At 60.2% G+C, this 25,698-nt stretch carries 25 protein-coding genes; 15 read left to right on the top strand and 10 right to left on the bottom strand.

What is annotated here, in order from left to right:
- The first annotated feature begins 1 nt into the window (after position 1).
- Together ACRZ94_RS08105 and ACRZ94_RS08100 are read left to right on the top strand one after the other, a co-directional pair.
- Positions 2-616, top strand: a complete 615-nt coding sequence (locus ACRZ94_RS08105; RefSeq protein ID WP_480652887.1) for a hypothetical protein — start codon at positions 2-4, stop codon at positions 614-616.
- Positions 617-701: 85 nt separating this feature from the next.
- Entirely contained in the window at positions 702-1,418 is a 717-nt protein-coding gene (locus ACRZ94_RS08100) for an alpha/beta fold hydrolase (RefSeq protein ID WP_480652113.1), read from the top strand.
- Here ACRZ94_RS08100 and ACRZ94_RS08095 read toward each other — a convergent pair.
- Both ACRZ94_RS08095 and phaZ read right to left on the bottom strand, forming a co-directional pair.
- Positions 1,409-1,993: a DUF6151 family protein gene (locus ACRZ94_RS08095; protein WP_480797089.1), complete on the bottom strand. Its 585-nt coding sequence runs from the start codon at positions 1,991-1,993 to the stop codon at positions 1,409-1,411. The genes ACRZ94_RS08100 and ACRZ94_RS08095 overlap by 10 nt on opposite strands.
- A 5-nt stretch (positions 1,994-1,998) precedes the next feature.
- Complete coding sequence (phaZ, locus tag ACRZ94_RS08090; protein WP_480652111.1) at positions 1,999-3,270, bottom strand: polyhydroxyalkanoate depolymerase; 1,272 nt, start codon at positions 3,268-3,270, stop codon at positions 1,999-2,001.
- 113 nt (positions 3,271-3,383) lie between these two features.
- Between phaZ and ACRZ94_RS08085 the strand changes: the two genes are divergently transcribed.
- From ACRZ94_RS08085 to ACRZ94_RS08070, 4 genes are all read left to right on the top strand, one after another.
- Positions 3,384-5,186, top strand: a complete 1,803-nt coding sequence (locus tag ACRZ94_RS08085; RefSeq protein WP_480797088.1) for a PHA/PHB synthase family protein — start codon at positions 3,384-3,386, stop codon at positions 5,184-5,186.
- Between the two features lie 130 nt (positions 5,187-5,316).
- Positions 5,317-5,763, top strand: coding sequence for a phasin family protein (locus ACRZ94_RS08080; protein WP_480652107.1), 447 nt, complete (start codon positions 5,317-5,319; stop codon positions 5,761-5,763).
- A gap of 135 nt (positions 5,764-5,898) precedes the next feature.
- On the top strand, positions 5,899-6,450 hold the full coding sequence (gene phaR / locus ACRZ94_RS08075; protein ID WP_480797087.1) for a polyhydroxyalkanoate synthesis repressor PhaR: 552 nt from the start codon (positions 5,899-5,901) through the stop codon (positions 6,448-6,450).
- Between the two features lie 10 nt (positions 6,451-6,460).
- Positions 6,461-7,222, top strand: a complete 762-nt coding sequence (locus tag ACRZ94_RS08070; protein WP_480797086.1) for a trypsin-like serine peptidase — start codon at positions 6,461-6,463, stop codon at positions 7,220-7,222.
- A gap of 3 nt (positions 7,223-7,225) precedes the next feature.
- On the opposite strand, the gene ACRZ94_RS08065 is transcribed toward ACRZ94_RS08070, so the two are convergent.
- A complete protein-coding gene (locus ACRZ94_RS08065) occupies positions 7,226-8,440 on the bottom strand; it encodes a DegT/DnrJ/EryC1/StrS family aminotransferase (protein ID WP_480797085.1) in 1,215 nt (404 codons plus the stop codon).
- Positions 8,441-8,724: 284 nt separating this feature from the next.
- Between ACRZ94_RS08065 and ACRZ94_RS08060 the strand changes: the two genes are divergently transcribed.
- Entirely contained in the window at positions 8,725-9,624 is a 900-nt protein-coding gene (locus tag ACRZ94_RS08060) for a formylglycine-generating enzyme family protein (RefSeq protein WP_480652099.1), read from the top strand.
- A gap of 2 nt (positions 9,625-9,626) precedes the next feature.
- Here the strand turns inward: ACRZ94_RS08060 and ACRZ94_RS08055 are convergent, their stop codons facing one another.
- The 4 genes from ACRZ94_RS08055 to ACRZ94_RS08040 are packed head-to-tail and all read right to left on the bottom strand — an operon-like array spanning position 9,627 to position 14,408.
- A complete protein-coding gene (locus tag ACRZ94_RS08055) occupies positions 9,627-10,931 on the bottom strand; it encodes an NAD(P)/FAD-dependent oxidoreductase (protein ID WP_480652097.1) in 1,305 nt (434 codons plus the stop codon).
- A 59-nt stretch (positions 10,932-10,990) separates the two neighbouring features.
- Positions 10,991-12,349, bottom strand: a complete 1,359-nt coding sequence (locus ACRZ94_RS08050; protein WP_480797084.1) for a glutamine synthetase family protein — start codon at positions 12,347-12,349, stop codon at positions 10,991-10,993.
- Positions 12,349-13,029 (bottom strand): type 1 glutamine amidotransferase, encoded by a 681-nt coding sequence (locus ACRZ94_RS08045; protein WP_480797083.1) that lies wholly within the window; start codon positions 13,027-13,029, stop codon positions 12,349-12,351. Before ACRZ94_RS08045 ends, ACRZ94_RS08050 begins: the two co-directional genes overlap by 1 nt.
- Before the next feature lie 59 nt (positions 13,030-13,088).
- Entirely contained in the window at positions 13,089-14,408 is a 1,320-nt protein-coding gene (locus ACRZ94_RS08040; RefSeq protein WP_480652091.1) for a glutamine synthetase family protein, read from the bottom strand.
- A 177-nt stretch (positions 14,409-14,585) separates the two neighbouring features.
- Here ACRZ94_RS08040 and dusA point away from each other — a divergent pair, with 177 nt between their 5' ends.
- Genes dusA through ACRZ94_RS08020 form a run of 4 tightly spaced genes read left to right on the top strand, consistent with a single transcriptional unit; the run spans position 14,586 to position 18,004 of the window.
- Positions 14,586-15,611, top strand: a complete 1,026-nt coding sequence (gene dusA / locus ACRZ94_RS08035; protein WP_480797082.1) for a tRNA dihydrouridine(20/20a) synthase DusA — start codon at positions 14,586-14,588, stop codon at positions 15,609-15,611.
- Positions 15,612-15,635: 24 nt separating this feature from the next.
- Complete coding sequence (locus tag ACRZ94_RS08030) at positions 15,636-16,460, top strand: sulfite exporter TauE/SafE family protein (protein WP_480797081.1); 825 nt, start codon at positions 15,636-15,638, stop codon at positions 16,458-16,460.
- Positions 16,457-17,239, top strand: a complete 783-nt coding sequence (locus ACRZ94_RS08025) for a hypothetical protein (RefSeq protein WP_480797080.1) — start codon at positions 16,457-16,459, stop codon at positions 17,237-17,239. The genes ACRZ94_RS08030 and ACRZ94_RS08025 overlap by 4 nt, the downstream gene beginning before the upstream one ends.
- A gap of 36 nt (positions 17,240-17,275) precedes the next feature.
- Complete coding sequence (locus ACRZ94_RS08020) at positions 17,276-18,004, top strand: SpoIIAA family protein (RefSeq protein WP_480797079.1); 729 nt, start codon at positions 17,276-17,278, stop codon at positions 18,002-18,004.
- A 245-nt stretch (positions 18,005-18,249) separates the two neighbouring features.
- Here ACRZ94_RS08020 and ACRZ94_RS08015 read toward each other — a convergent pair whose 3' ends face one another.
- From ACRZ94_RS08015 to ccmI, 3 genes are read right to left on the bottom strand one after another with little or no spacing between them, the layout of a single operon-like run.
- A complete protein-coding gene (locus tag ACRZ94_RS08015; protein WP_480797078.1) occupies positions 18,250-18,483 on the bottom strand; it encodes a DUF1289 domain-containing protein in 234 nt (77 codons plus the stop codon).
- Between the two features lie 16 nt (positions 18,484-18,499).
- Positions 18,500-18,964: a Holliday junction resolvase RuvX gene (gene ruvX, locus ACRZ94_RS08010; protein ID WP_480797077.1), complete on the bottom strand. Its 465-nt coding sequence runs from the start codon at positions 18,962-18,964 to the stop codon at positions 18,500-18,502.
- Positions 18,961-20,181, bottom strand: coding sequence for a c-type cytochrome biogenesis protein CcmI (ccmI, locus tag ACRZ94_RS08005; RefSeq protein ID WP_480652078.1), 1,221 nt, complete (start codon positions 20,179-20,181; stop codon positions 18,961-18,963). The genes ruvX and ccmI overlap by 4 nt, the downstream gene beginning before the upstream one ends.
- 195 nt (positions 20,182-20,376) lie before the next feature.
- Here ccmI and ACRZ94_RS08000 point away from each other — a divergent pair, with 195 nt between their 5' ends.
- The 4 genes from ACRZ94_RS08000 to ACRZ94_RS07985 all read left to right on the top strand — a co-directional run bounded on the left by ACRZ94_RS08000 (position 20,377) and on the right by ACRZ94_RS07985 (position 25,671).
- The gene (locus tag ACRZ94_RS08000; RefSeq protein WP_480797076.1) at positions 20,377-21,621 is read left to right on the top strand and encodes a sarcosine oxidase subunit beta family protein; all 1,245 of its coding nucleotides are present in this window, start codon (positions 20,377-20,379) and stop codon (positions 21,619-21,621) included.
- A gap of 88 nt (positions 21,622-21,709) precedes the next feature.
- Complete coding sequence (locus ACRZ94_RS07995) at positions 21,710-22,039, top strand: sarcosine oxidase subunit delta (RefSeq protein ID WP_480797075.1); 330 nt, start codon at positions 21,710-21,712, stop codon at positions 22,037-22,039.
- Positions 22,040-22,082: 43 nt separating this feature from the next.
- A complete protein-coding gene (locus tag ACRZ94_RS07990; protein WP_480797074.1) occupies positions 22,083-25,112 on the top strand; it encodes a sarcosine oxidase subunit alpha family protein in 3,030 nt (1,009 codons plus the stop codon).
- Entirely contained in the window at positions 25,105-25,671 is a 567-nt protein-coding gene (locus ACRZ94_RS07985; RefSeq protein ID WP_480652068.1) for a sarcosine oxidase subunit gamma, read from the top strand. The genes ACRZ94_RS07990 and ACRZ94_RS07985 overlap by 8 nt, the downstream gene beginning before the upstream one ends.
- Positions 25,672-25,698 lie beyond the last annotated feature (27 nt).

Here is a 25,698-nt window from a genome sequence, read left to right as displayed (position 1 = left end):
CATGTGGAGCCTTGAAACGCTTGGCCGGGTGCGCCTGTCGAGGCACTTTTTCATGCGGGATTTTCTGTATTCCGAGATCGGGAATTTCCACGAAAAACAGAACCTGCCTGAAAACCCCGATCTGGCCATCGAAACCGGCCGCGCCTTTTGCCAGACCCTGCTGGACCCGCTTGAGGAAACCTTTGGGCGGGTTGCTGTGCGGTCGGGATACCGCTCGCCCTCACTGAACCAGTTCGGCAATGAGAACCGGCTGAACTGTGCCCGCAACGACAACCCGTTGGAGTGTCATATCTGGGATCGGGGTGAGGGAGAGGCGCGGATTGCAGGCGCCTCAATCGTCATCCCGTGGTTTGCCGATCAGTATGAACAGGGGCGCGACTGGCGCGATCTGGCGTGGTGGATGCATGACCATCTGGATTATTCTGAGATCTGGTTCTTTCCCAAACTCTGCGCCTTCAATCTGGTCTGGAGACCAACACCACATCATCGCATCGACAGCTATATCGCGCCGCGCGGCTGTTTGTTGCAACCGGGGGCGGAGCCGGGCGAAGAGCTGTCTGTCCGCCGCAAACGCTATGCGGATTTCCCGGCGTTTCGGGGTATCGCTTACCCTTGAAGTTTAACTTGCCCGCGGGTGCAAAACGTCTCATCCTGCTACAAAAGAGTGCCGGCCAAAGAGCCGAAGTTTGAAGAGGCCCCGCGTGATCGAGCCGCTGGTTTTACTGCCCGAAATGATGTGCGACGCACGGATTTTTACCCCTCAGGTCCAGTGTCTGTCGCGGCAGCGTGCGGTGACGGTTGCGCCTGTGTCGCTGGGCGAAAGGGTGGAAGAGACCGCCTCGGCCCTACTGGATCAGTTGCCGCATCGGTTTGCCTTGGGCGGCTTGGGAATGGGCGGGGTTGTCGCGTTGGGGCTTGTGCGGCGGGCACCGGACCGGGTGTCGCGCCTGTGCCTGATGGCATGCGACGCGCAGGCCGATACACCGCAGCTGGCCGCCGCCCGCGAAGAGCTGCTGGTCGGGGCCAAGGCCGGACGGCTTGAGGATGTGATGCGCCGGGTCATCGGCTCGGATACGCTGGCGCCAGGGCCGCAACGCATCCCAATCCTGAATGAGCTGATCGAGATGGCCGCGGACTTTGGGCCCGACGTATTCGAACGGCAAATCCGCGCCTTGCAGCGGCGACCGGATCAGCAGGGCGAGCTGCGGCACATTAAGGTCCCAACGCTTGTGCTGTGCGGTGCCCACGACAAACTGACGCCGCAGCGCAAGCATGAGTTCATGGCTGACCTGATTCCGGGTGCTGAGCTGAAAGTGTTTGAGGATGCTGGACATTTGCCAACGCTCGAGATGCCCGACGCCGTGAACCAAGCCCTGACCGAATGGCTCAGCACACCCGTGCGGGCGCTCTATGTGTAAAGCTTTGCGCGCTCTGCCTTGGTCAGGACTTTCGGGCGGGCCACGGGGGTGCCGCTGTCTTCGTTGAAAAAGGGCGTCTTGCGCCAACTGCCTGACAGCCAGGACTTTAGGCACCGCGTCAGCATCCCGATGGCCGCATAGCGCAGTTTCTCATGCGCCTGTTTGCCGTTCGGTTGCGGCGCAAAGCCACGTGTCATCATGGGGCCGAACGCTTTGGGGTCAGCGATCCGGTTCACATCGAACCCGGCAAAGGGAACCTTGGCGCTGCGCGCTGTCGTGGCCAAGGGGGCGTTGCAGCAATTCGCGTACCACCGCAGCATGCCTTTGGGGCTTAGCTGCATAAAGGCCAGATGCTGGACGCCGCTGTCAAAGCGGATTTCCTCGGGGCTCATATGCAGGATGTTGACCGGGCCGGGGGCCGGGTCGGGTTGTCCGAAATACAACTGAGCCGCCCGGCAGTCGTGGCAATAGCAACCGACGTGGGTGCCCGTCTGCAGACCAGCGGTCGTGATATGGCCGGTCATTGCACCACAAGAACAGGAAAACGGCATGTCCTGCACCGATTTCCCGCGCATTGGGATCAGGCGACCTTATTGCTGTTGGCAGCGCGACGTTTCGGCTTGCGCGAATTGGCGTTCATGAAGTCGATCACCAGCGGGCGAATGTTGTCGCGCCAGCTGCGTCCGGCAAAGATACCGTAATGGCCCGCGCCGGGTTCGACATGGCTGGCTTTTTTCTTATCAGACAAGCCGGTGCACAGGTCCAGTGCCGCGATGCACTGACCGGGGGCCGAGATGTCGTCATTTGCGCCTTCGACTGTTTTGACCGCCACATCGGTGATCTTACCGATGTCGACCTTGTGACCTGCCACGACAAATTCGTTCCGTGCGATCTCACGGTTTTTGAAGACACGCTCGACCGTGGACAGGTAGAACTCGGCGGTCATATCCATCACCGCGAGGTATTCGTCGTAAAACCGGTTGTGCGCATCGTGGTCAGACGCTTCATCCCGCATCACGCGGTGGATTTGATCCGTGAACGCCTTACTGTGGCGGTCTGCATTCATCGACATGAACGACGCCAGTTGCAGCAGGCCGGGATAGACCATACGACCCACGCCCTTGTACTTGAAACCAACGCGCTGGATCATCGTCTCTTCCAGTTGGCCCATCGTGACGCGACGGCCGAAATCGGTCACGTCGGTCGGGGTGGCGTCGGGGTCAACCGGGCCGCCGATCAGAGTCAGAGTGCTGGGCTGCGCCTTGGGCTCGACCTCGGCCAGATAGGCGGTGGCGGCCAACGTCAGAGGGGCAGGCTGGCACACGGCGACCACATGGGTGTCGGGGCCAAGCTCTTTCATGAAATCGACAAGGTAGAGGGTGTAATCCTCGACATCGAACTTGCCTTCTGACACGGGGATGTCGCGCGCGTTATGCCAATCGGTGATGTAGACTTCGCAATTGACCAGCAGGCTTTTGACGGTCGAGCGCAGCAGCGTGGCGTAGTGGCCCGACATGGGCGCAACCAGCAGAACCTTGCGCGGCTGTTCCTCGCGCCCGTTGACGCGGAAATGCAGCAGATCGCCAAAGGGGCGTTCAACAACGGTGGTGATATCGACCAGGTGGTCCTTGCCATCTTCGCAGGTAAAGGTGCGAATGCCCCAGTCCGGTTTGACAACCATGCGCTGGAACGTACGCTCGGTCACTTCGCCCCATGCAGCCATCATCGAGAAGGCGGGGTTAGGTACCATCGAAAACATCGGGTAAGATGCAAATGCGCTGGCGGTCGCACCCATCCACTGGTTGGTGTTGCGCACCGTTTCCATCAAATCGTACGTCATCATGTAGCGCATTGGAAAGGGGTCTCCTGAGTGTCAGCCTTAGAGTTCGGACGATTCGCCGCTTTGCCCCCCGAGACACACGACGTTATTCTGCATAGCAGCAAGAGTAGGCGGGAATTGTTAAAATGACAACAAGTGACGAAAAAATGTCGGAATTGACCGAAGAAAGCATTGAACGCCTTAAAGAAAATATGGAGCGGGTCGAAGCGCTCTCAAAACGGATGATCGAAGTGATGGCGGTGAAAAAGCCGCATACGCCCGCTTTGGACGCTCCGAATCAAGAGCTTTTCGCACGAGCAGCAACAGCCTATTGGACAGAGGCATGGCAAAATCCCGCCAAGATGCTGGAACAGCAGATAGAATACTGGGGCAAATCGGTTCTGAACTTTGCCGAAGCGCAACAGGCGCTGACCAAGGGTGAGGTTGAGGACGAAGACCCCAAGGCCAAAGACAGACGATTTTCCAACCCCTTGTGGGAGACCAACCCCTATTTCCGCCTGATCCGCCAGCAATACCAGACAAACGCGGATGCAATCGCGCAGGCGGTGAATTCGGTTGAGGATATGGATGCCAAGGACATGCAGCGCCTGCGGTATTTCTCGCAGCAGATTGTCGACATGATGGCGCCCACGAATTTCCTGGCGACAAACCCGGACGCCCTGCAAAAAGCGGTCGAGACCGAAGGCGAGTCCCTGATCAAGGGGCTTGAGAACCTCGTCTCAGACCTTGAGGCCAATGATGGTGAACTGGTCGTAAAGCTGGCCGACGAAGACGCGTTCGAGGTGGGCGGCAATCTGGCAACCACGCCGGGCGATGTGGTCTATCGCAACCGTATGATGGAACTGATCCAGTACAAGCCTGCGACCGAGACGGTGCATGAAACGCCCATCGTCCTGTTCCCGCCCTGGATCAACAAGTTCTACATTCTGGACCTGAAAGCGCAAAACAGCCTGATCAAATGGGTGACCGAGCAGGGCTATACCCTGTTTGTGGTCAGCTGGGTGAACCCTGATGAATCCTATGCCGATGTGGGGATGGAGGATTACATTCAGGACGGTTTCCTGACCGCCATCGAAGAGGTCAAGAAGATCTGCAAGGTCAAGCAGGTCAACGCCGTTGGCTACTGTATTGCGGGCACCACGCTGAACCTGACCCTGTCGCTGCTGAAACAGCGGGGGGACAAGTCCATCAAATCGGCGACCTTCTTCACCACGTTGACGGATTTTGGGGAGCAGGGGGAATTCACGCCTTTCCTGCAAAACCACTTTGTCGACGGTATCGAAGATCATGTCGCCAAAGAAGGCGTCCTGAACGCGTGGATTCTGGGGCGCACCATGTCCTTCCTGCGCTCGCGCGACCTGATCTATACGCCTGCCATCCGCAATTACATGATGGGCGAGACGCCGCCTGCGTTCGATCTGCTGTTCTGGAATGGCGACGGGGCAAACCTGCCGGGTAAGATGGCGGTCCAGTATTTGCGCGGTCTTTGTCAGAGCAATGATTTTGTCGGCGACGGGTTCGATCTGATGGGCCACAAACTGCATATCAAAGACGTGGACGTGCCGATCATGGCCATCACCTGCGAGACAGACCACATCGCCACGTGGAAGGATTGCTATCGCGGCTTCCAGCAGGCCGGATCGAAATCCAAGACTTTTGTTGTTTCGGAATCCGGCCATATCGCAGGCATCATCAATCCACCCAGCAAGAAGAAATACGGCCACTATTCCAACCCGGACCTGAAGGCCGATACCGAGACCTGGCTGAAAGAGGCGGACTTCCACGAAGGATCGTGGTGGCCGATGTGGGAGGCGTGGCTGAAGAAACGGTCAGGCAAGCAGGTCCCGGCCCGCGATACCGGCGATTCGGATCATCCGCGCCTGTGCCCGGCACCGGGGACCTATGTTCTGGTCAAAGCAAACCGCTGATTTCATTTTGAAACTGAAATTTTTCTGCGTCGCAGCAAGAAAAAACTTGAAATGCTGCGTCGCAGCATTCATATTGTCCTCAAGCTGATGAAAGCCGGGGTGGGCCCGGTTCGGCAAAAGGATTAGGACAATGGCAAAGACTCAAGACTTTACCGCCACAATGAAAGACATCATGGGCGCGTTCCCCGTTGACACCACCGCTCTGGAAGGTGCCTTCAAATCCACCGCAAGCCTGAACGAAAAACTGTCGGGCGTTGCACTGGAAGCTGCAAGCAAGTCGGCTGAAGTGTCCAACAAATGGACCAAAGACACTCTGTCCAAACTGACCGAGATGTCGAAAGCCAAGGCTGAGCCTGCTGACTACGCCAAAGCTGCAACCGACTTCGCAAGCGCGTCGGCCGAAGTTGCTGCTGAAAACATGGCTGCCTTCGCCGAGATCGCGAAGAAACTGCAGACCGAAACCGTCGAGCTGCTGATGGCTGCTGGCAAAGAAGCTGCGGAAGACGCAACTGCTGTTGTCAAAAAAGCAACCAACGACGTAACAGCTGCTGCCAAGAAAGCCGCTGCTGCAAAGTAAGTTAATGCCGCGAGGCGCACCCGTTCCTCCCATCTGGTGCAATCGCGTTGGGCAGGTCTTTTGACCTGCCCTTTCTTTTTGTTCTGCGCTCGCATAATCTCTGCTGCAATGCATCATCCTTGGGGAGGGTAAACAGTGTCAGAACAAGAAAAACCGCTGTTGATCAAACGCTACGCCAGCCGTCGGCTGTACAACACCGAGACCAGCGACTATGTCACGCTGGAGGACATCGCGACCTTTATCCGTGACGGGCGCGAAGTTCAGATCATCGATCTGAAAACCGGGGACGACCTGACCCGCCAGTATCTGCTGCAAATCATCGCCGAACATGAAAGCCGGGGCGAGAATGTCCTTCCGGTGAACGTGCTGAATGATCTGGTGCGCAGCTACATGATCCCGGGTGGGGGGATGATGCCGCAATTCCTGCAAAGCTCGTTCGAGATGCTGCGGGAAAGCCAATCCAAGATGATGGAAAACATGAACGCCATGAACCCGATGTCACAGATACCGGGGTTCGAGGCGATGCAGGCGCAGCAGCAGGCATTCCTCAAGGCGATGACCGGTGGCCTGTCCGGCGGCTGGTCCGGACCGGGTCAGGATGATGACAAACCCGAGCCCAAAGAGGATCTGGACGACATCAAAAAGCAACTGGCCGAGTTGCAACAAAAACTCTCCAAGCTGAACTGACGCGCAAGGGATGCGCTGGCTGGCTCTGACTGTCTTTCTGTTTTGGGTGCAGCCAGCTTTTGCACAAGGTCTGTTTTCCGACAATTGGTCTCAGGTCTGCACCTTGGGTGCGCAGGCGTCTGACGGATGCGATGCGATCCGCGCGCGTGAGATTCTGGACGCCGCGCAAGCCCCGTGGCGGGCCATCGGGCGGGTGAACTTTGCGGGGCGGGATCAGAGGTCTCATTGCACCGGAACCCTGATATCGGACCGGTTGGTTCTGACGGCTGCGCATTGCCTTTTCAACACGGCCCGCAAGCGATGGATCGTGCCCTCAAGCATCCGCTTTGTTGCCGGATACCAACGGGGCGAGGCCGCAGCAGTGTCTGGTGTCAAAGCCTATCACCTGCCATCTGGGCAAAGCGTGGATGAGGTGTTCGACAACAGCACGGAACTGGATTGGGCGGTTCTGGAACTGGCTGAGCCTATTGGCAATCAGGTTGGATTCTTACCCTTTGCTGACAGTGAGGTGCCCAAAGCTTATGTCGCGGGCTACCCCGGTATACGTCCACATGTCCTCAGCCGGACACAGCTGTGTCCGTCACAGCGACGCGCTGGTGGCCTGGTGTTGGCAACTTGCCCGGTGATGATGGGGGATTCCGGCGCGCCGCTTTTGATCGACGGGCCGGACGGGCCGCAGGTTTTTGCCATTCTGTCCCGCGTCGCAGCGACCCCCGAAGGAGTCACCGCGCTGTTTTTGTCGACCGATCTTTTTGATCTGCCGTCGCAGTAATGATCAGGTGCCGTAAACCGGAACCGGCCCGGTCACATCCCCGACCGAGGCCAGCAGGATGTCTGCGATCACGTCCAATTCCGCGCGTGTCAGACGCACGGGCAGGCGCACGTCACAGGCTTTCATCAGCATGTCGCGGGTTTGCGGCAGATCGAATTTCTCGGGCAGGAACTGCCAGTTCCAAAAGGCGCGGGCATTGTCCTCACTCAGGCCAAAGACCTGAACCTTGACGCCGCGCGCCTCTGACGCGGCGGCAAAGGCGCGGATTTCATCCTCGCTCAGCCCGACCAGATTGAACTGGATCGAATCCGGCGCACGACGCTCGGGCGACAGCGGGTCCGGAACGTGGATGTAGTCCGAGTTGTTCAGACGCTCGGCCACATAATCGTGGTTCGCCAGCCCGTCCTCCACGCGGCGCGCCAGTTCAGGGATCTGTGGGCGGATCACGGCGGCGCTGAGGTTGCTCATCCGCAGGTTATACAGCGGCAATTGGTTCTGCCAGCGGGCAAAGGCTTGCCCCAACTCGGGCGAGTTATCGCCATGCGGGCCTTTGTGTTTCTTCCAGTTATGCTCGTACGCGCCCGACATGATCACGGCCTGCGCAACCAGATCGGCGTCGTCGGTGACCAGAATGCCGCCTTCGCCCGCGTTGATCATCTTGTAGGACTGGAACGAGAAGCAGCCGACCTTGCCGATCGTACCGATATTGCGCCCGTGCCAGGTGGTGCCCAGCGAATGGGCCGCGTCCTCGATCACCGGGATGTTGCGGTCATTGCACAGGGCCATGATCGCATCCATGTCCGAGGTGTGGCCGCGCATATGGCTGATGATCACCGCCTGCACGTCATCCAGTTTGGCGGCGAAATCCTCCATGTCGATGCGATAGTTTTCGCCCACTTCGCACAGCACCGGAATGCAATCTGCGTGTACAACAGACGAGGGAACGGCGGCAAAGGTAAAGCCGGGGATCAGCACGCGCGCATCGCGGGGCAGACCCAGCGCCTTGAGCGACAGGAACAAAGCGGCCGAGCAGGACGACACAGCCAGAGCATACTTCGTGCCCAGAAGTGCGGCGAATTCGCTTTCCAGCAGCGCCACCGGCGCATCCTGCGGCGCGGTATAGCGGAACAGGTCGCCCGACTGCATCAGGGCGTCGATGGCGTCACGTGCGGCTGCGGGGATGGGTTCGGCGTCATGAACGTTTGGAGGAAGCGTCATATTTGGTTTTCCCGAATTCTATCTTTGGAAAAGATAAAGCTAAAGCGATCCCGAGAAAACCCCCCAATTGCGAGCTGGGCGAAATTTCACCAAACTGTCGCACTCCTCGGAACGCAGGTCACAGGACCGCCCGGATTATTGTCCTTGCAACTTTGAGGAAACTGCGGTGCCAATGGCCAAACTCTTGAGTTGCTCTAAAGTTGGACCATCGTTTGCTTAAACTTCGCCTCGCATGCGCATTTGCGCTGTTCTCATTCGCGCCAGCCGCTCAGGCTGATTACACTTTGTCTGACGGAACCGAAGTCGCGCCACTTGAGATGTTTCAGGAATGCGACCTCTGCCCCGAGATGATCGTTCTACCGCTGGGTGAATTCATGATGGGCGGCCCTCCCGGCGAATCCAAACAGAACGTCAAGTTCGACGAGGAAGGCAACTGGATACCTGTCACGCCGGACAACCCCTATATCGCTTTTCATGAGGGGCCGGTGCACAAGGTCACGGTTGATATGCCTGTCGCCATGGGCCGCAACGAGGTCACCCATGACCAGTGGATGGCCTGTGTGCACGATGGCGGCTGCGGCGGGTATAAGCCGCAGGACTATATTTTGCTGCCCGATTCCAAGCGCGCAAAGGTCAGGGGCAATCATCCTGTTATCAAGGTCTCTTATTTGGATGCCGTTGCTTACAGCGATTGGCTGAACAGTAAGGTCGGGATGGATGTCTACCGCCTGCCGACCGAGGCAGAGTGGGAATACGCCGCCCGCGCCGGAACGCAGACGCCCTTTGCGCAGGGCGAAGAAGTCACCACGGATCAGGTGAATTTTCTGGGCAGCGCGACCGAGATCATGCTGGGCGAAGAGCGCCCTGACCTCGTTTCGCGCGGCACGCCTGTGCCTGTAGACCAATTGGACGCCGCAAATGCATGGGGACTGCGCCACATGTCGGGCAATGTGATCGAACGCACGATGTCCTGCTGGACCGACACTTATGCGGGGTGGGGAACATCCAGCCGCTATCTGGAAATGGCTCTCGAAACCCCTTGCGCGAAAACAGTGAGCCGGGGTGGAGCGTATCCCTTTGCAATGGACGCTTCTCGTGTTGCCAATCGGGGTAGAGCTTTGCGGGATACCCGATCAGCTTTGGCGGGATTCCGTGTTTTGAGAGAGTTCAAACAAACGCCTTAGCGTCACACACCCAATCGATCCCGCAATGCAAACCATGTCATCGCCAGAACCAGCAGAGGGCTACGCAACGCAGGCCCGCCGGGAAAGGGCAGGGCGGGGACGCGGGCCATGGTGTCGAAGCCCTCGGACTGCCCCTGAATGGCCAACGCCATCAACTGCCCCGCCTGGGTCGCGGTGCCAACGCCATGGCCGGAATAGCCCGAAGCGGACAGGATATTGGGCGCAACCCGCGCCAGGTAAGGCATCCGTCGCATGGTGATCGCCAGCGTCCCACCCCAAGCGTAGTCGATTTTGACATCCCGCAGATGCGGGAAAATCTCGATCATCGGTTTGCGCACCTTTGCGGCGATGTCGGACGGGAAACGATAGCCATAGCTTTCGCCGCCACCAAAAAGCAGCCGGTTATCGGCGCTAAGGCGAAAGTAGTTCACAACGAACTTGGTATCGGCCACCGCCACATCGCGGCTCAGAATACGAGCGGCATCGGTGCCCAAAGGCTCGGTCGCGGCGATGAAGTTGTTGATGGGCATGACCCGCGCGGCGACCTTGCCATTCAGCTTGCCCAGATACCCGTTACAGGCCAGAATGACGTGATCGGCAGTCACCTTACCTTGCGCCGTGCGCACAACCGCGGGAGTGGCCTCATCAACCCCCGTAACCTCGGTGCCCTCGTAAATGCGGACGCCCGCGCGCGCCGCCGCCTGCGCCAGACCCAGAGCATAATTCAACGGATGCAGATGCGCCGCGCCCATATCCAGATACCCCCCGCGATAGGCGGGCGATGGGCACAGACCGTGCCCCGCAGCTTCGTCCAGCAACTCCATCTGGTCATAGCCATAGCGGTCGGACAGATGCGCGGCGTGGTCGTGCAACTCTTGCTGCTCGTCAGCGGACAGGCCCAGAACGGCCACGCCCGGTTTCAGGTCACAGTCGATCTGATGCTTTGCGATCAGCGATTTGACCAGCGCCTTCGCGTCCTCGGCCAAATTCCACAGCTTGGCCGCATCCTCATCGCCCACCAGCCGCTCAAGGTCTTCCTGATCCATCCGCTGCGCGCTGCCCAGCTGGCCGCCATTGCGGCCCGACGCGCCAAAGCCTACGCGATGCGCCTCCAGCAACACCACGCTGAACCCGGCCTCAGCGAGATGCAGTGCGGCGGACAGCCCTGTATAGCCGCCGCCAACCACGCAGACATCCGCCTTTTCGTCGCCCTGTAAAACAGGAAAACGGTCTATGGGATTGGCCGTCGCGGCATACCAACTGGCCGGATACTCGGCCTTGCGGTCATTCGCGTACAGAAGGTTCATGGCGCAGACCCCATCTTCTTCTCGTTCCAAATACGGAAATCCTGCCCCCGGCCAAAGGCTCAGACGTTTATCAGCAGATGCTCGCGCTCCCACGGAGAGATGACCTGCAGGAACTCCTCATATTCCGCCCGTTTGACGATGCCATAAACCCGCGCGAATTCTGGGCCCAAAACCTCGTGCAGTGCGGTTGCACCATCGAACAGATCCAGCGCATTGCCCATGACCTGCGGAATATCGCCTTCGCCCTCGTACGCATCGCCATAGAACTGACGGCGCGGGCGCTCCTGCTGGGTCAGGCCCAGATAGCCACAGGCCAGCGACAGCGCGATGCCCAGATAGGGGTTGCAATCCATTCCCGCGATGCGGTTTTCCACCCGGCGCGCCTCGGGGCCGGACAGGGGTACGCGGATGCCGGTGGTGCGGTTGTCCCGCGCCCATTCCAGATTGATAGGCGCCGCATGGTCTTTCACATAGCGGCGATACGAGTTCACATAAGGCGCCATCACCGCCAGGCCTGCGGGCAGGTGGTTCTGCAACCCGGCGATGAAATTGTAAAACGCGTCCGTCTCACCGCCTTGCGGGCCGGAAAAGATGTTCTGCCCACTCTCCATGTCGATGATCGAATGATGGATGTGCATGGCAGATCCGGGCTCATCCTCGATCGGTTTCGCCATGAAGGTGGCAAAGCAATTGTGGCGCAGGGCGGCCTCGCGGATCAGGCGTTTGAAGTAAAAGACTTCATCGGCCAGCTTCACCGGGTTGCCGTGACGCAGGTTGATTTCCAACTGACCCGCCCCGCCTTCTTGGGTGATGCCGTCAATCTCGAACCCCTGATGCTCGGCGAAATCATAGATGTCGTCGATCACGGGGCCGAATTCGTCAACGGCAGTCATCGAATAAGCCTGACGCGCCGCCGCCGGTCGGCCCGAACGGCCCATCATCGGCTTGATGCCCTGCGCGGGGTCGACATTGGGGGCGACCAGAAAGAACTCCATCTCCGGCGCAACGACCGGCTTCCAGCCCTTGTCGTGGTACAGCTGCACGACGCGTTTCAGCACATTGCGCGGGCTGAACGGGATCGGGTTGTTATCGCGGTCATAGGCGTCGTGGATCACCTGCAGGGTCCAGTCGCCCGTCCACGGCGCGGCCGACGCGGTCGAGAAATCGGGTTTCAGGATCATGTCCCGTTCGATAAACCCGTCTTCGCCTGCGGCCTCGCCCCAGTCGCCGGTGATTGTCTGGTAAAAGATGCTGTCGGGCAGGTGGAAATAGGCTTGCTTGGCGAATTTCGAGGCCGGCACCGCCTTGCCCCGCGCGATGCCGGGCAGGTCCGAGATGATACACTCGACCTCATCCAGTCGGTGGCCGTCAAAATAGGTGCGCGCGGCCTGCGGCAGTTGTTCGGTCCAGTCGGCCATCAGGCCCTCGCTTTCTTCAGGAAGTCCGCCATAAACCGCCCGATTTTCGGATTGTCGTCATTGGCAGGCAGCCGGTCTGCTGCGGCCTGCATCAGCTCATCGGGCACCACACCCTTTCCGCGGGTCTCCATCAAACCACGAATGAACCCGTCGCCATATTCCGGGTGCGCCTGTACCGTCCAGATTGAATCTCCATAGGCCACCATGGCGTTCTGGCAGAAATCATTGGTTCCGACGACGCGCGCATCCTCGGGCAGGGCAACGACCTGATCCTGATGCCATGCGTTCAACGTGACCGATCCGCCATCAATGTCATAGTCGGTTCGTCCAACAGCCCAGCCGCCTTTGAACTTTTCGACCTTGCCGCCAAGTGCCTGCGCGATGATCTGATGGCCAAAGCAGACGCCGATCAGGGGATTTCCGCTGGCCCGGATCGCGCGGATCAGATCCTCCAGCGGAGGGATCCATGGGTGATCCTCATAGGCCCCATGGCGCGAGCCGGTGATAACCCAGCCATCCGCCTGAGCGGCATTTTCAGGGAACTGACCATCTACAACCGCGTAGCTGTCAAAGGTAAAGCCGTTCCCATCCAGCAGTGCGCGAAACATCGCGTCATAGGTGCCGAACTGCGCGCGCAGCTCATCAGGCGGGTGGCCGGTCACAAGGATGCCGATTTTCATAGGTCACCAAATTTGATCAAATTCAATCTAACGCAGCGCATTCAAGCGGGCAAGAGGGGTCATACTGCTTCGAGATAGCTGAGCCAGTGCTCCTCGGGCGGGCGCTCGGCAAAGCGGCGGATTTCCTGTCGTTTGGTCATCGCGAAATAGCGGATCAGTTCAGCCGGAAAGATGCGCGCCACATGGGGATCGGTTTCAAACGCTGTGACAGCCGCGGCCCAGTCGCTGGCCAGCTGTGGCAGGCCGTCGATCTCATAGGCGTTGCCCTGGATTGGTCGCGGCGGCTCTTGCTGGTCGTCGATGCCGTTCAGCGCGGCCCCAAGAACGGCGGCAAGCATCAGATAGGGGGTGATGTCACCCCCAGCGACGCGATGCTCGATCCGCCGCGCAGCAGGGGCACCACCGGGGATGCGCAGGGCGGCGGTGCGGTTCTCATAGGCCCAACTTGCGCCCGTGGGCGCATGGGCGCCGGGTACAAGGCGGGTATATGAATTGCCATGGGGCGCAAAGATCAGGGTGCATCCCGGCATCGCCGCCAAACACCCGGCGATGGCGTGGCGCAGCAGGGCGGTGCCCTCGGGCCCGCCATTGTCGAACACGTTGCGCCCCTGATCATCGACCACCGAGAAATGCACATGCATCCCGTTGCCCGCATCATCGGCATAGGGTTTGGCCATGAACGTTGCGGTGAACCCGTGTTTGCGGGCAAGCCCACGCGTCAAGGTCTTGAAAAGCCACGTATCATCGGCACAGCGCATGGCGTCCTGATGGTTCAGGTTGATCTCGAATTGACCAATGCCGCTTTCGGAAATGGCGGTCTGGGCCGGGATGCCCATCGCGGCACAGCCATCGTAAAGGTCGGTGAAAAAGGCGTCGAAGGCGTCCATCTCGGCCATCGACAGCACCGCCTCATCCGCCAGCCTTCGCCCTGTCACCGGGTTGATCGGCGGCTGCGGTTGCGCGCCCGAGGCATCCAGCAGCGTGAACTCCAGCTCGGTCGCGGCGATTACGGACCAGCCGCGCTGGGCATAGCGGTCCAGCACGGCGGCAAGCGCGTGCCGGGGGTCGCCGGGAAAGGGCGTGCCCGCGTCATCCTGCAACCACATCGGCACCAGAGCCGTCTCACCGCCCAGCCAGGGCATCGGCACCGGCCCGCGATCGGTGGGGACTAACACGCCATCCGCATCGCCGCTTTCAAAGACCAGCGGGCTGCCGTCAATATCAGCCCCCCACAGGTCGACGTTCAGGGCGGAAAAGGGCATGCGCACCGCGCCTTTGTCCAGTTTGCCGGCATATGAGGGCGGCACGCGTTTGCCGCGCATTTGACCGTTCAGGTCACAGGCGGCAACGCGCAAACTGTGCAGGGCGCTCAGATCCATGAAAGTCTCCCTCTTCCAGATTGTCCGAGATGTAGTCGAGCCTGCGCGGTTTGTCACGAAATTTGATCAAATTATTGCGGCGGTTGTTGGGTCGGCAACCCATTGTGTATAGCGCTTGTCCCCCAAATGGTGTTACACGGCGGTTTCGGTCGAAACACGCAACGCGGAAACAAGCAGATGTCAGCGACAACGGATCAGAACACGCCAACCCGCGCCGATCTTTGGCGCGCGGCCCGCCTTTCTGTTGCGCCGATGATGGACTGGACAGATCGACACTGCCGGTATGTGCACCGGCTGCTCAGCCAGCAGACATTGCTTTACACCGAGATGGTGACCGCCCCCGCCCTCGTGCGCGGCGGGGCGATGCATCTGCTGGACTATAGCCCGCAGGAACACCCCATTGTCCTGCAACTTGGCGGATCGGACCCGGAGGAGCTGGCGCAGGCCGCGCGTTTTGGGAACGATGCGGGCTATGATGAGATCAACCTGAATTGCGGCTGCCCGTCGGACCGGGTGCAATCCGGCACGTTTGGAGCGGTGCTGATGAAAGACCCCGGCCGTGTGGCCGAGTGCGTGGCCGCCATGCGCGGGGCGGTGGATGTTGAGGTTACCGTAAAGTGTCGTATCGGCGTCGATGATCAGGACCCCGAACAGGTCTTGCCCGCATTTCTTGAACACATCCGCGCGGCGGGGTGTGGCCGCGTCACGATCCACGCGCGCAAAGCGTGGTTGCAGGGGCTTAGCCCCAAGGAAAACCGGGATATTCCACCGCTCGATTATGATCTGGTGCACCGGATGAAGGCGGCATTTCCCGACCTTCATATCTCGCTCAATGGCGGCATCGCCTCGTTGACCGAGGCACGCCAGCATCTTGAGGCCGGGTTGGATGGCGTGATGATCGGGCGTGCGGCGTATCACCAGCCCACCGACATTCTTGCCGAGGCCGATCCAATGATCTTCGGAACGGGCAGCGCAGCGGACCCGCATGAGGTTGTTCAAAATATGGTGCCCTATATCGAACGCCATCTTGCCAATGGGGGGCGGTTGCACCAGATCACGCGCCATATGTTGGGCCTGTTCGCCGGACGCCCCGGCGCGCGGGCGTGGCGTCGGACCCTGTCCGAGGGCGCGGTGCATGACGGGGCAGGCCCCGAGGTGATGCTGAAAGCGCTGGATTGCGTAACACCTCTGGCCGAGGTCTGAACGAACAAAAGGTGCGGGGGGAAGATGCCCGAGACGATGTTGCTGGTCCAGATGTTGGGCCTATTGCTGGTGATCGGAGCGCTGGCCGGGGTGCTGGCCGGATTGCTGGGCGTTGGAGGCGGCATCGTTCTGGTACCTGCCTTTTTCTATGCGTTCCAGACGCTTGGATATGGCGGGCCACAATTGATGCAACTGTGTCTGGCCACCTCATTGGCGACGATTATCGTCACTTCGATCCGGTCCGTTCTGGCGCATAACAAGAAAGGCGCGGTCGACTGGGATATCCTGCGCGGTTGGGGTCCGGGTATTGCCGTGGGTGCGGTCATCGGCGTCATGGTGGCCTCTGCCCTGCGGACCGAGGCGCTGCAGGCGTTGTTCGGTATTCTGGGGATCGTCATAGGCGCCTATCTGGGGCTGGGCAAATCGGAATGGCGTCTGGGCGATGCGATGCCCAAGGGCCTTAAACGCGCCGCACTGTCCCCGTCTGTTGGATTTCTGTCCGTGCTGATGGGGATCGGAGGCGGCAGTTTCGGTGTCCCGTTGATGAGCCTCTTCAACACGCCGATTCACCGCGCCGTGGCCACAGCCGCCGGGTTTGGTGTGATTATCGCGGTGCCGTCGGTTCTGGGCTTTCTGTTTCTGCACATCGCGCCGGAACACCGCCCACCCCTGACCATCGGCGCGGTCAATCTGGTGGCTTTTGCGATCGTCGTGGCGATGACGCTGATCACCGCCCCCTGGGGGGTGAAGCTGGCCCATGCGATGGACCCCAAACCGCTCAAGCGGGTCTTTGCGGTGTTCCTGACGCTGGTGGCCCTGAACATGCTGCGAAAGGCGCTGGGGTTATGAGCGGGTTTCGCGACAAGGGATGGATTAAGTTCCCCTTTGATCCGGTGCTGGCGGACTGGGTACACCATGCGCTGCCTCTGGCGCGTGCCTCGGTCACGGACCCTGCGCATGCGGGCTGGATGGATTGCGACGGCACGTGGTTCATCGGCGTGGATGCGCTGAACAACGACCCTCAGGGGCGGGTGGGGCAATCCGGGGTTCTGTCCGGTGACGCCATGGCGTTTCTGACGGACCTTTACGGAGAATTGCCTCTGCACAAAGGGCAGGTCTCGGTCATCTATCCGGGCTATCCCAAACCCCGGCGCGGCGAAAGCGAAAGCGCGGGGCGGTATCGGCTGAAACGCGACGCGGCCCATGTAGACGGGCTGCGGCCGACAGGACCGGATCGGCGGCGGCGCGTGGATGAGCCTCATGCGTGGATTCTGGGCATTCCACTGACCGAGGCCAATGCGCAGGCTGCGCCGATGGTCCTGTGGGACGGCAGCCACAAGATCCTGCGCGCGGCCTTTGCCGACGCGCTGGCAGGGCACCCGCGGGACTACCTGCACGAGGTTGACATCACCGAAATCTATCAGGCCGCACGGCGCGAGGTGTTTGAGACCTGCCCGCGCATCGAACTACCGGCCAAACCCGGTGAGGCTTATCTGCTGCATCGGCACTGTCTGCACGGCGTTGCCCCATGGGGTGAGGGCGCGCAGGCCGGGCCGGATGGTCGGATGATTGCCTATTTCCGCCCGGAATGCGCCGGTGGTGTAGCCGAATGGATCGAATCTGCCTAACCTCCTGACCTTATTCAGGTTTGGAGGTTTGGTTCGATGATTACTGTTCACAGAAACTCTGACGGGGCGCTGCTTGAGGCTGAACTGTCCGGTGAGGTCACCAACCGTGACTATACCGAGGTGCTGATCCCTGCGATTGAGACCGCTCTGGCCGAGAATGACGCCATCCGTTTGCTCGTTGTTTTTCAGCCCGAATTCAAGGGCTATGAAATGGGCGCGGCATGGGCGGATACCAAGCTGGGTCTGAGCCATTGGCGCGGGTTTGACCGGATTGGGGTGGTTGCAGATCAGGGTTGGGTGCGTACCAGTGTGCGGCTTGCCTCACCGATCCTGCCATGCCCGGTTCAGGTGTTCGACCTGTCCGATCTTGAAGCCGCCCGCCGTTGGATGCGCGAATCTCTGGGGGCCATTCACGTGACCGATCTGGGCGGTCCCTGCGTGCAGATCAGCCTGCTGGGTAAGCTTGACCCTGATGAATACACACAGGCCGAAGAGGCGCTGGACCGGCTGTTGGAGGGAAAACCTGGGTTCCGCCTGCTGGTCGACCTGCGCGAGTTCGACGGCTGGCAGGGGCTGACGGCCTTTGCGTCGCATTTCAACCTTGTACGCAAACATGCCGGACTGTTGGATCGCGCTGCCATTGTCGGAGACAAGACCTGGCAGAAGGTGGCACAAAAGGCCGCCGGTCACATCCTGGCAACACGGACCGAGTTCTTTCCGTCCGAGGAAATTGAAGATGCCAAAAGCTGGCTTGCCGTTGGATAGAGGCGTCTGCTGTGGCGGTGCAAATCGGTTTACGTCGGGTTATTCGACTTGAGCGTCATCGCGTTGTTGACTGACGGGTCAAATAAAATCAAAACAGAGTTCTGATCTTTTGTTAACCACTTTGAAAGGTCGACCAACCTGACGTGCGCCGCTGTGGGTCACCACTCACTCAGACCCAGAGTTCGAACTTAACCCCCCTCGAAGTTCATACCAGCCTGCAGCGGCGCAAAGTCAGGGTGAGGTTTTCAGGTGTTTTTCATCCGCGCAGCACGACCGCCGCGCCGTTTGGCAAGACGCGGTTTGCGCGCGGGCAATTCGTCCATGATCTCAGCGCGTTCAGAGCTGTCCATTTTGGACCAGCGCGAGATTTCATCGATTGTGCGATAGCAGCCGGTGCAGATGCGCTCTGTCGGGTGAACGACGCAGATCTGGACGCACGGGCTTTCGACCTCGTTTCTTTTCCAAACCATGTTCGTCATCGACGGTCTCCGAACGTTACAAAAAGCGCAGCCTGTCCAGCGCTCCTTGCAAGATATACCCTGCGGCGACGTGATCAATAACCTGTCCGCGACGTTTTCGTGTCGTATCCGCCTCAAGCAGTGCTTTCTCGGCAGCAACCGTGCTGAGACGTTCATCCCAGAACCCGATGGGCACATCGGTCAGACGCGACAGGTTGCGGGCAAAGGCGCGGGTCGATTGGCAGCGAGGTCCTTCGGTTCCGTCCATGTTTTTCGGCAGACCCAGAATGACGCCACCAATCTCGCGATCTGCGATGATCTCAAGCAAACGCGCGGAATCGAGGGTGAACTTTTTTCGCCGTACCGTCTCCAGCGGGCTGGCCACGCCGCGCATCCGGTCAGACACTGCGACACCAATGGTCTTTTCGCCCAAGTCCAACCCCATCAGGGCGGTCATCGGTGATAATGCGCTGGCAAAATCCTGAAAGTCATCATGGATCATTGCGCGATCCCAGCCTGCAATGCAGCTGCGTCGATGATCTCCAGTGCTTCGGTATTGCCAGCAAAGACCTCCATGGCCTCGTTTCTTACATCAATGGCGCGCTGCCCTTCGCCCAGAACACCCAGCGCTGCGATCAGCCGGGCCCAATCTTCTGGCGGGCCACCTTCAGAGGCCAGCCGGTCAGACAACTGGTTGACCATGCCAACGATCATTTCTTGCCGTTCTTCCGGTGTCAAAGCTGCGGCAGCGTCCACATCATCCTGGCTGGGCCCTGCTGCGGGGGGGATGTCCGGGGCGTTGAAGACGCCGGCGCGAAAGGCCAGCTCGTCCAATTGCGCGCGAATTGCGTCACCCCATGGCGCTCCGGCTGGGGCGTTACGCACAGCATCCACCCAGATGCGATAGGCGATGTCAGGCCGCCCGATTTGAACCATCATCTGACCCAGGTAATACTGAGCCGGGCCATGGCGTGGGTCGCGCTGCAATGCCTGTCTGAGAGCCTCTTCTGCCTCGGGTGAGACATAACCACCTGCGGACAGGATCATCATTTCAGCCAGATGCGAATAGGCATCGGCGGGGGCCGCATCGCCGGACAGTTCGATCACCCGTTGCTGTGCCTTGTAGGCGGCTGGAAAATTGCCTGCGTTCGCCTCGTGCTGGGCCAGAAGAATCTGACCCTGCAGGTCATCGGGACGCCCGGAAACTGTTTCACGCAACTGTTTCAACAGATTGGCGTAGCTCTCTTCGATTTCAGGTTGCGGGGCAGGTTGCACAGCCGCCTCGGCCTCGGCCTGGCTGGGGCGTTCGGCCCGCAAGACTTCGGCCCGTTCCAGCCTCAGCTCCAGCGGTTGGTCCGAAAGTCCGGCCGCGCCCATACGGTGGTACATCGCCCCGGCGCCCCCGACCAGAAAACAGGCGACAACGGCAAACGTGGCAATGGTAACCCCGCGCGGTGGCCCGGATCGTTCAGATGCGGTCTGCAACTGGGCATCCGCCGCCAGAATGCGGCGCGAGATTTCCGTGCGCACCCGGTCGGCATCCGCTTCGCCGATCACACCCCGGGCGAGGTCGCGGTCCACACCGGCCAGCTGTTCGCGATACACGCGCAGATCATAGGCCGCTGCGGGCTCACCCGATTTGCGTCCGCGCAGCAGGGAAAGACCCAGAATAAGCGCTGTCAGCAGCGCGGCCAGGGTTGTCACGACCAGAAACGACATAGCTACTCCGATATGGCTGCCCTGATGTAGACCTCTGGACCGGCCGACAAAAGGGATAAATGGTCGCGCGGGGACGTCATGTCGCAAGAAACGAGCCGATGTCGCAATAGTTCGATATTGTGGCGTTGTCCGGCAGGGTTAAACTGCGTTCACACGGCATACCTGCGCCAATCACCGAACCGGATGGATTCGCCAATGAAACACTACTCAGCCTTTGCTGTGGCGCGCGAAGCGCTGCGCTACCACACCGGATGGGAACGCGCATGGCGCTCTCCCGAGCCAAAGAAGAAATACGACGTCATCATTGTGGGCGCTGGCGGCCATGGTCTGGCCACGGCGTATTACCTTGGTAAGAACTACGGTATCCAGAATGTGGCCATTATTGAAAAGGGATGGCTGGGCGGTGGCAACACCGGTCGGAACACGACCATCATCCGGTCGAACTACCTGCAGGATCCGTCGGCGGCGATGTATGAGAAATCGCGCAGCCTGTATGAAGATCTGAGCCAGGATCTGAACTATAACATCATGTTCAGCCCGCGTGGCGTTATGATGCTGGCTCAGACCCAACACGAAATTCGCGGCTATCAGCGCACCGCGCATGCCAACGCACTGCAAGGGGTCCAAACCGAGTGGATCGGGCCCGAACGCGTGAAAGAGCTGGTGCCGATTATCAATCTTGAGGGTCCGCGCTATCCGGTTCTGGGCGCGCTGTGGCAGGAACGCGGCGGCACCGCCCGCCACGACGCCGTGGCGTGGGGCTATGCGCGTGCGTGCTCGGCCATGGGCATGGACATCATCCAGCAATGCGAAGTGACGGGCGTTCGGTCCGACAATGGTCGTGTTGTCGGTGTCGACACCTCCAAGGGAGCGATTGATTGCGACAAGCTGGGCATCGTGGTTGCGGGGCACTCCGGGCAACTGGCCGAGATGGCAGGCTTCCGTCTGCCGTTGGAGGCGATCGCCCTGCAGGCGCTGGTCTCTGAGCCGATCAAACCCTGCATGGACGTGGTCGTGATGGCCAACACCGTTCACGGCTACATGTCGCAATCCGACAAGGGTGAGATGGTGATCGGCGGCGGCACCGACGGGTTCAACAACTTCACCCAGCGCGGCAGCTTCCACCATATCGAGGAAACCGTCCGCGCGCTGGTCGAGACCTTCCCGATGATCTCGCGCCTGAAGATGCTGCGCCAGTGGGGTGGTATCGTGGACATGACCGGCGACCGCTCGCCCATCCTGTCGAAAACCCCGCTGCAGGGCTGCTTTATCAATGGCGGCTGGGGCACCGGTGGCTTCAAGGCGATCCCGGGTTCGGGTTGGGGTATGGCGCAGCTGATGGCCACGGGCCATTCACCGCTGACCGAGGCCTTCTCGATGGATCGCTTCAAAGAGGGCCGCTTCATCGACGAAAGCGTCGCCGCCGGGGTGGCGCACTGATGAAGATTTTTCGTCGAAAAATCTCGCGCCCGTGTCACATGGAATTTACAGGCCGCTTCGGCGCGCCTGACGAAAAAAGGATGAACGTATGCTGATCCTGAATTGCCCCTATTGCGGCGTCGATGCCGAAGAAACCGAACTGGCTGCTGGCGGTGAGGCGCATCTGAAGCGTTTCGGCCCCGGCTCGTCGGATGATGAGTTCCACGATTACCTGTTCATGCGTGAAAACCCCAAGGGCGTTCACTTTGAACGCTGGCGCCATGCGAATGGCTGCGGCAAGTGGTTCCACGCTGCGCGCTGCACAAACACGCTGGAGGTCTTTGGCACCTATTCCGCGCAGGTGTTCGAGCCGCCGCAAGAGATCAAGGACGCCATCACCGCCAAACGTCCTGGCTGGACCTGGAGAGAATACAAATGATCCGCCCAGCCACCCGTAATTCCGTCTGCGAAAGGTCAGCAACATGAGCACCCGTCTCGCAAACCAAGGCCGGCTGATCGACCGGTCGAAACAGGTCACATTCTCATTCAATGGCACCTCGATGCAGGGCTACGAGGGCGACACGCTTGCCTCGGCTCTGCTGGCCAACGATCAGATGATGGTGGGTCGGTCGTTCAAGTACCACCGCCCGCGCGGCATGGTCGCCAGCGGTGCCGAAGAACCCAACGCTCTGGTCGGTTTGGGTGAGGGCAACCGGTTCGAGCCGAACCAGCGCGCCACCACAACCGAGCTGTTCAACGGTCTGACATCTGTTTCGCAGAACCACTGGCCGAACCTGGAATTCGACGTGGGCGCGATCAACACCCATCTGTCGCGGTTCCTGCCGGCTGGCTTCTATTACAAGATGTTCATCCATCCCAAGCCGTTCTGGAAACACGTCTACGAGCCGTTCATCCGCCAGTCCGCCGGTCTGGGCAAAGCGCCCGACAAGGACAACAGGGATGCGGACACGTATGAGCATTTCTATGCCTTTACCGATGTTCTGGTCATCGGTGGCGGGGTAGCGGGCCTGCAAGCGGCCAAAGTGGCGGCTGCGTCCGGCGCCAAGGTCATGCTGATCGAGCAGACCGCCCATTGGGGTGGCCGCGCTCCGGTGGATGGCGGGACCATCAATGATGAGCCTGTGGATAAGTTCGTGGACCAATTGGTGTCCGAACTGGAAGCCATGGACAATGTCACGATGCGCAATCGCTGCATGGGGGCTGGGGTCTATGACCACGGCTACGTGCTGGGGTATGAGCGTGTGACCGACCATAAACCGGGCACGCAAGGCCCGCGTCACCGTCTGTGGCGCATCCGCGCCAAGCAGGTCGTGACCGCCACGGGCGCCATCGAACGTCCGCTGTCTTTCGCCGGCAACGATGTACCGGGCGTGATGCTGGCCTCAGCTATGCGCGACTATGTCGTAAACTGGGGTGTGACCCCGGGCGAACGCGTTATTGTCGCCACCAACAACGACGATGCCTATCGTACAGCCATCATCCTGAAACAGGCCGGAGTCGACGTGCTGCGCATCGTCGATGCGCGCCCTGCAGCAGGGCTGTTGGCTGATGAAGCGCGCCAGCTGGGCATCCAGGTTGATCCGGGCAAAGCCATCGCCAAAGTCAAAGGCGGCAAACGGGTCAAGAAGGTTGCGCTGTGCAATCAGGAAGGCATCGGGGGCGCTCGCGAAGAAGTTGAGTGCGACGCGGTTGCGATGTCGGGCGGCTGGTCTCCGGTCGTGCATATGTGGTCGCATTGCGGCGGCAAGCTGATTTGGGACGAAACGCACGCGCATTTCCGCCCGGATCCCGCGCGCCCACCGCTGGGCGCAAATGGCGAGGGCTTTGTGGTTGCCGCTGGTTCTGCAAACGGCCCACTGGCGTTGGGCGACGTTTTGACTGACGCACAGGCTGCAGGCGACGCGGCTGCCAAAGCAGCCGGTTTCAAGCCCAAGGCAGGCAAGGCCCCGTCAGGGGAAACGACCGCCGAGGCCCCGATGGCACCAGTCTGGCTGATGCCTTCGAATGCCGAAATCGGTCTGCGTATGAAATCCTGGCTGGATTTCCAGAACGACGTAAAGGTCTCTGACGTTCAGCTGGCTGCGCGCGAAGGTTATGAAAGCGTGGAGCATACCAAGCGCTACACCACGCTGGGCATGGCGACGGATCAAGGTAAACTAAGCAATATCAATGGTTTGGCAATCCTTGCTGATGCGCTGGACAAGGAAATCCCGAAGGTCGGTACCACGACCTTCCGTCCGCCCTACACGCCGATCTCGCTGGCGTCGATCGGCGGCGAGGCGCGCGGTGAAGTGTTCCAGCCCATCCGTCAGACTCCGATGCACAACTGGCACGACAAGAACGGTGCCGATTGGGAGCCCGTGGGCCATTGGCGCCGGACCTATGCCTATGTCCGTCCCGGTGAATCCGTGCATGACGCGGTAAACCGCGAGGTTAAGAACACCCGCGAAAACCTCGGCCTGCTGGATGCCTCGACACTGGGCAAACTGATCGTCAAAGGCCCGGATGCGGGCAAGTTCCTGGACATGCTGTACACCAACATGATGTCCACGCTGAAGGTCGGCAAATGCCGCTATGGCCTGATGTGCTCGGAAAATGGCTTTCTGATCGACGACGGCGTCGTCGCCCGGATCGACGAAGATACATGGCTGTGCCACACAACCACCGGCGGAGCCGAGCGCATCCATGGCCATATGGAAGAATGGCTGCAGACCGAGTGGTGGGACTGGAAAGTCTATGTTGCGAACGTCACCGAGCAATACGCTCAGGTCGCCGTGGTCGGCCCCAACGCCCGTAAGGTGTTGGAGAAGCTGAACGCGCAGGCGGGCGGCGGCATGGACCTGTCGAAAGAGGCGCTGCCCTTCATGGAATGGCGCGACGGCAAGATCGGCGCATTCGACGCGCGCGCCTACCGCATCTCGTTCTCGGGCGAGCTGTCCTATGAGATCGCGGTTCCCGCGTCTCAGGGTCAGGCCTTCTGGGACGCTCTGATCGACGCAGGGCAGGAGTTCGGCGTGATGCCTTACGGCACCGAATGTCTGCACATCCTGCGGGCCGAAAAGGGCTTTATCATGATCGGGGACGAGACCGACGGCACCGTGATCCCGCAGGATCTGGGGCTGCACTGGGCGCTGTCCAAGAAGAAAGAGGACTATCTGGGCAAACGCGCGCATTCGCGCAGCCATATGGCCGATCCGGACCGCTGGAAACTGGTCGGGCTTGAGACTGTGGATGGATCGGTTCTGCCGGACGGGGCTTACGCCGTGGGCGAGGGCGTCAACGCCAACGGTCAGCGCAACATGATCGGGCGTGTGACGTCGACCTATTACTCGGCCAATCTGGATCGCGGCATCGCCATGGGCCTGATCAAGCACGGCCCCGACCGGATGGGCGAGATTGTCGAGTTCCCGGGCACCGACGGCAAAACCTACAAAGCCAAGATCGTCGATCCGATCTTCTACGACAAGGACGGGGAGAAGCAGAATGTCTGAACCCATCAGCGCACTGAACCACGCCAGCTATGATGGCATTGCCAAGGTTGCGGAATGCGGCCTGCAGGGCATGATCACCCTGCGCGGCGATCTGTCGGACAAGGTGCTGGCCAAGGCCGTCAAGGACGCGACCGGGCAGGCTGTGCCCGGTCAGCGTGAGGCTTTGGTGAACGGCGACACCGGCGTGTGCTGGATGTCGACGGATGAGCTGCTGGTGCTGGTGCCCTATGCCGATGTCAACGCCAAGCTGGACGCCATGACCAACGCGCTGAGCGGCACGCATGCGTTGGCGGTGAACGTATCCGATGCCCGCGCCGTATTCAGCATCTCGGGCGCCAGTGCCCGTGAAGTGCTGGGCAAGGTGGCTCCGGTTGACCTGTCACCTGACGCATTCCAGCCCGGAAACTTCCGCCGCTCGCGTCTGGCGCAGGTGGCTGGCGCGTTCTGGATGGATGATGCTGAGACCATCCGCATCGTGTGCTTCCGTTCGGCTGCAGACTACGTGTTTAAACTGCTTAAGGTTGCGGCGCAGCCGGGCAGTGAGGTTGGGGTTTACTGACTTTCATAGTCAGCTTAATCTTATGAA

Source organism: Ruegeria sp. CH10 (assembly GCF_056537125.1).
The sequence above is the reverse complement of the archived record's forward strand: the minus strand, read 5'-3'. Positions and strand labels throughout refer to the sequence as shown.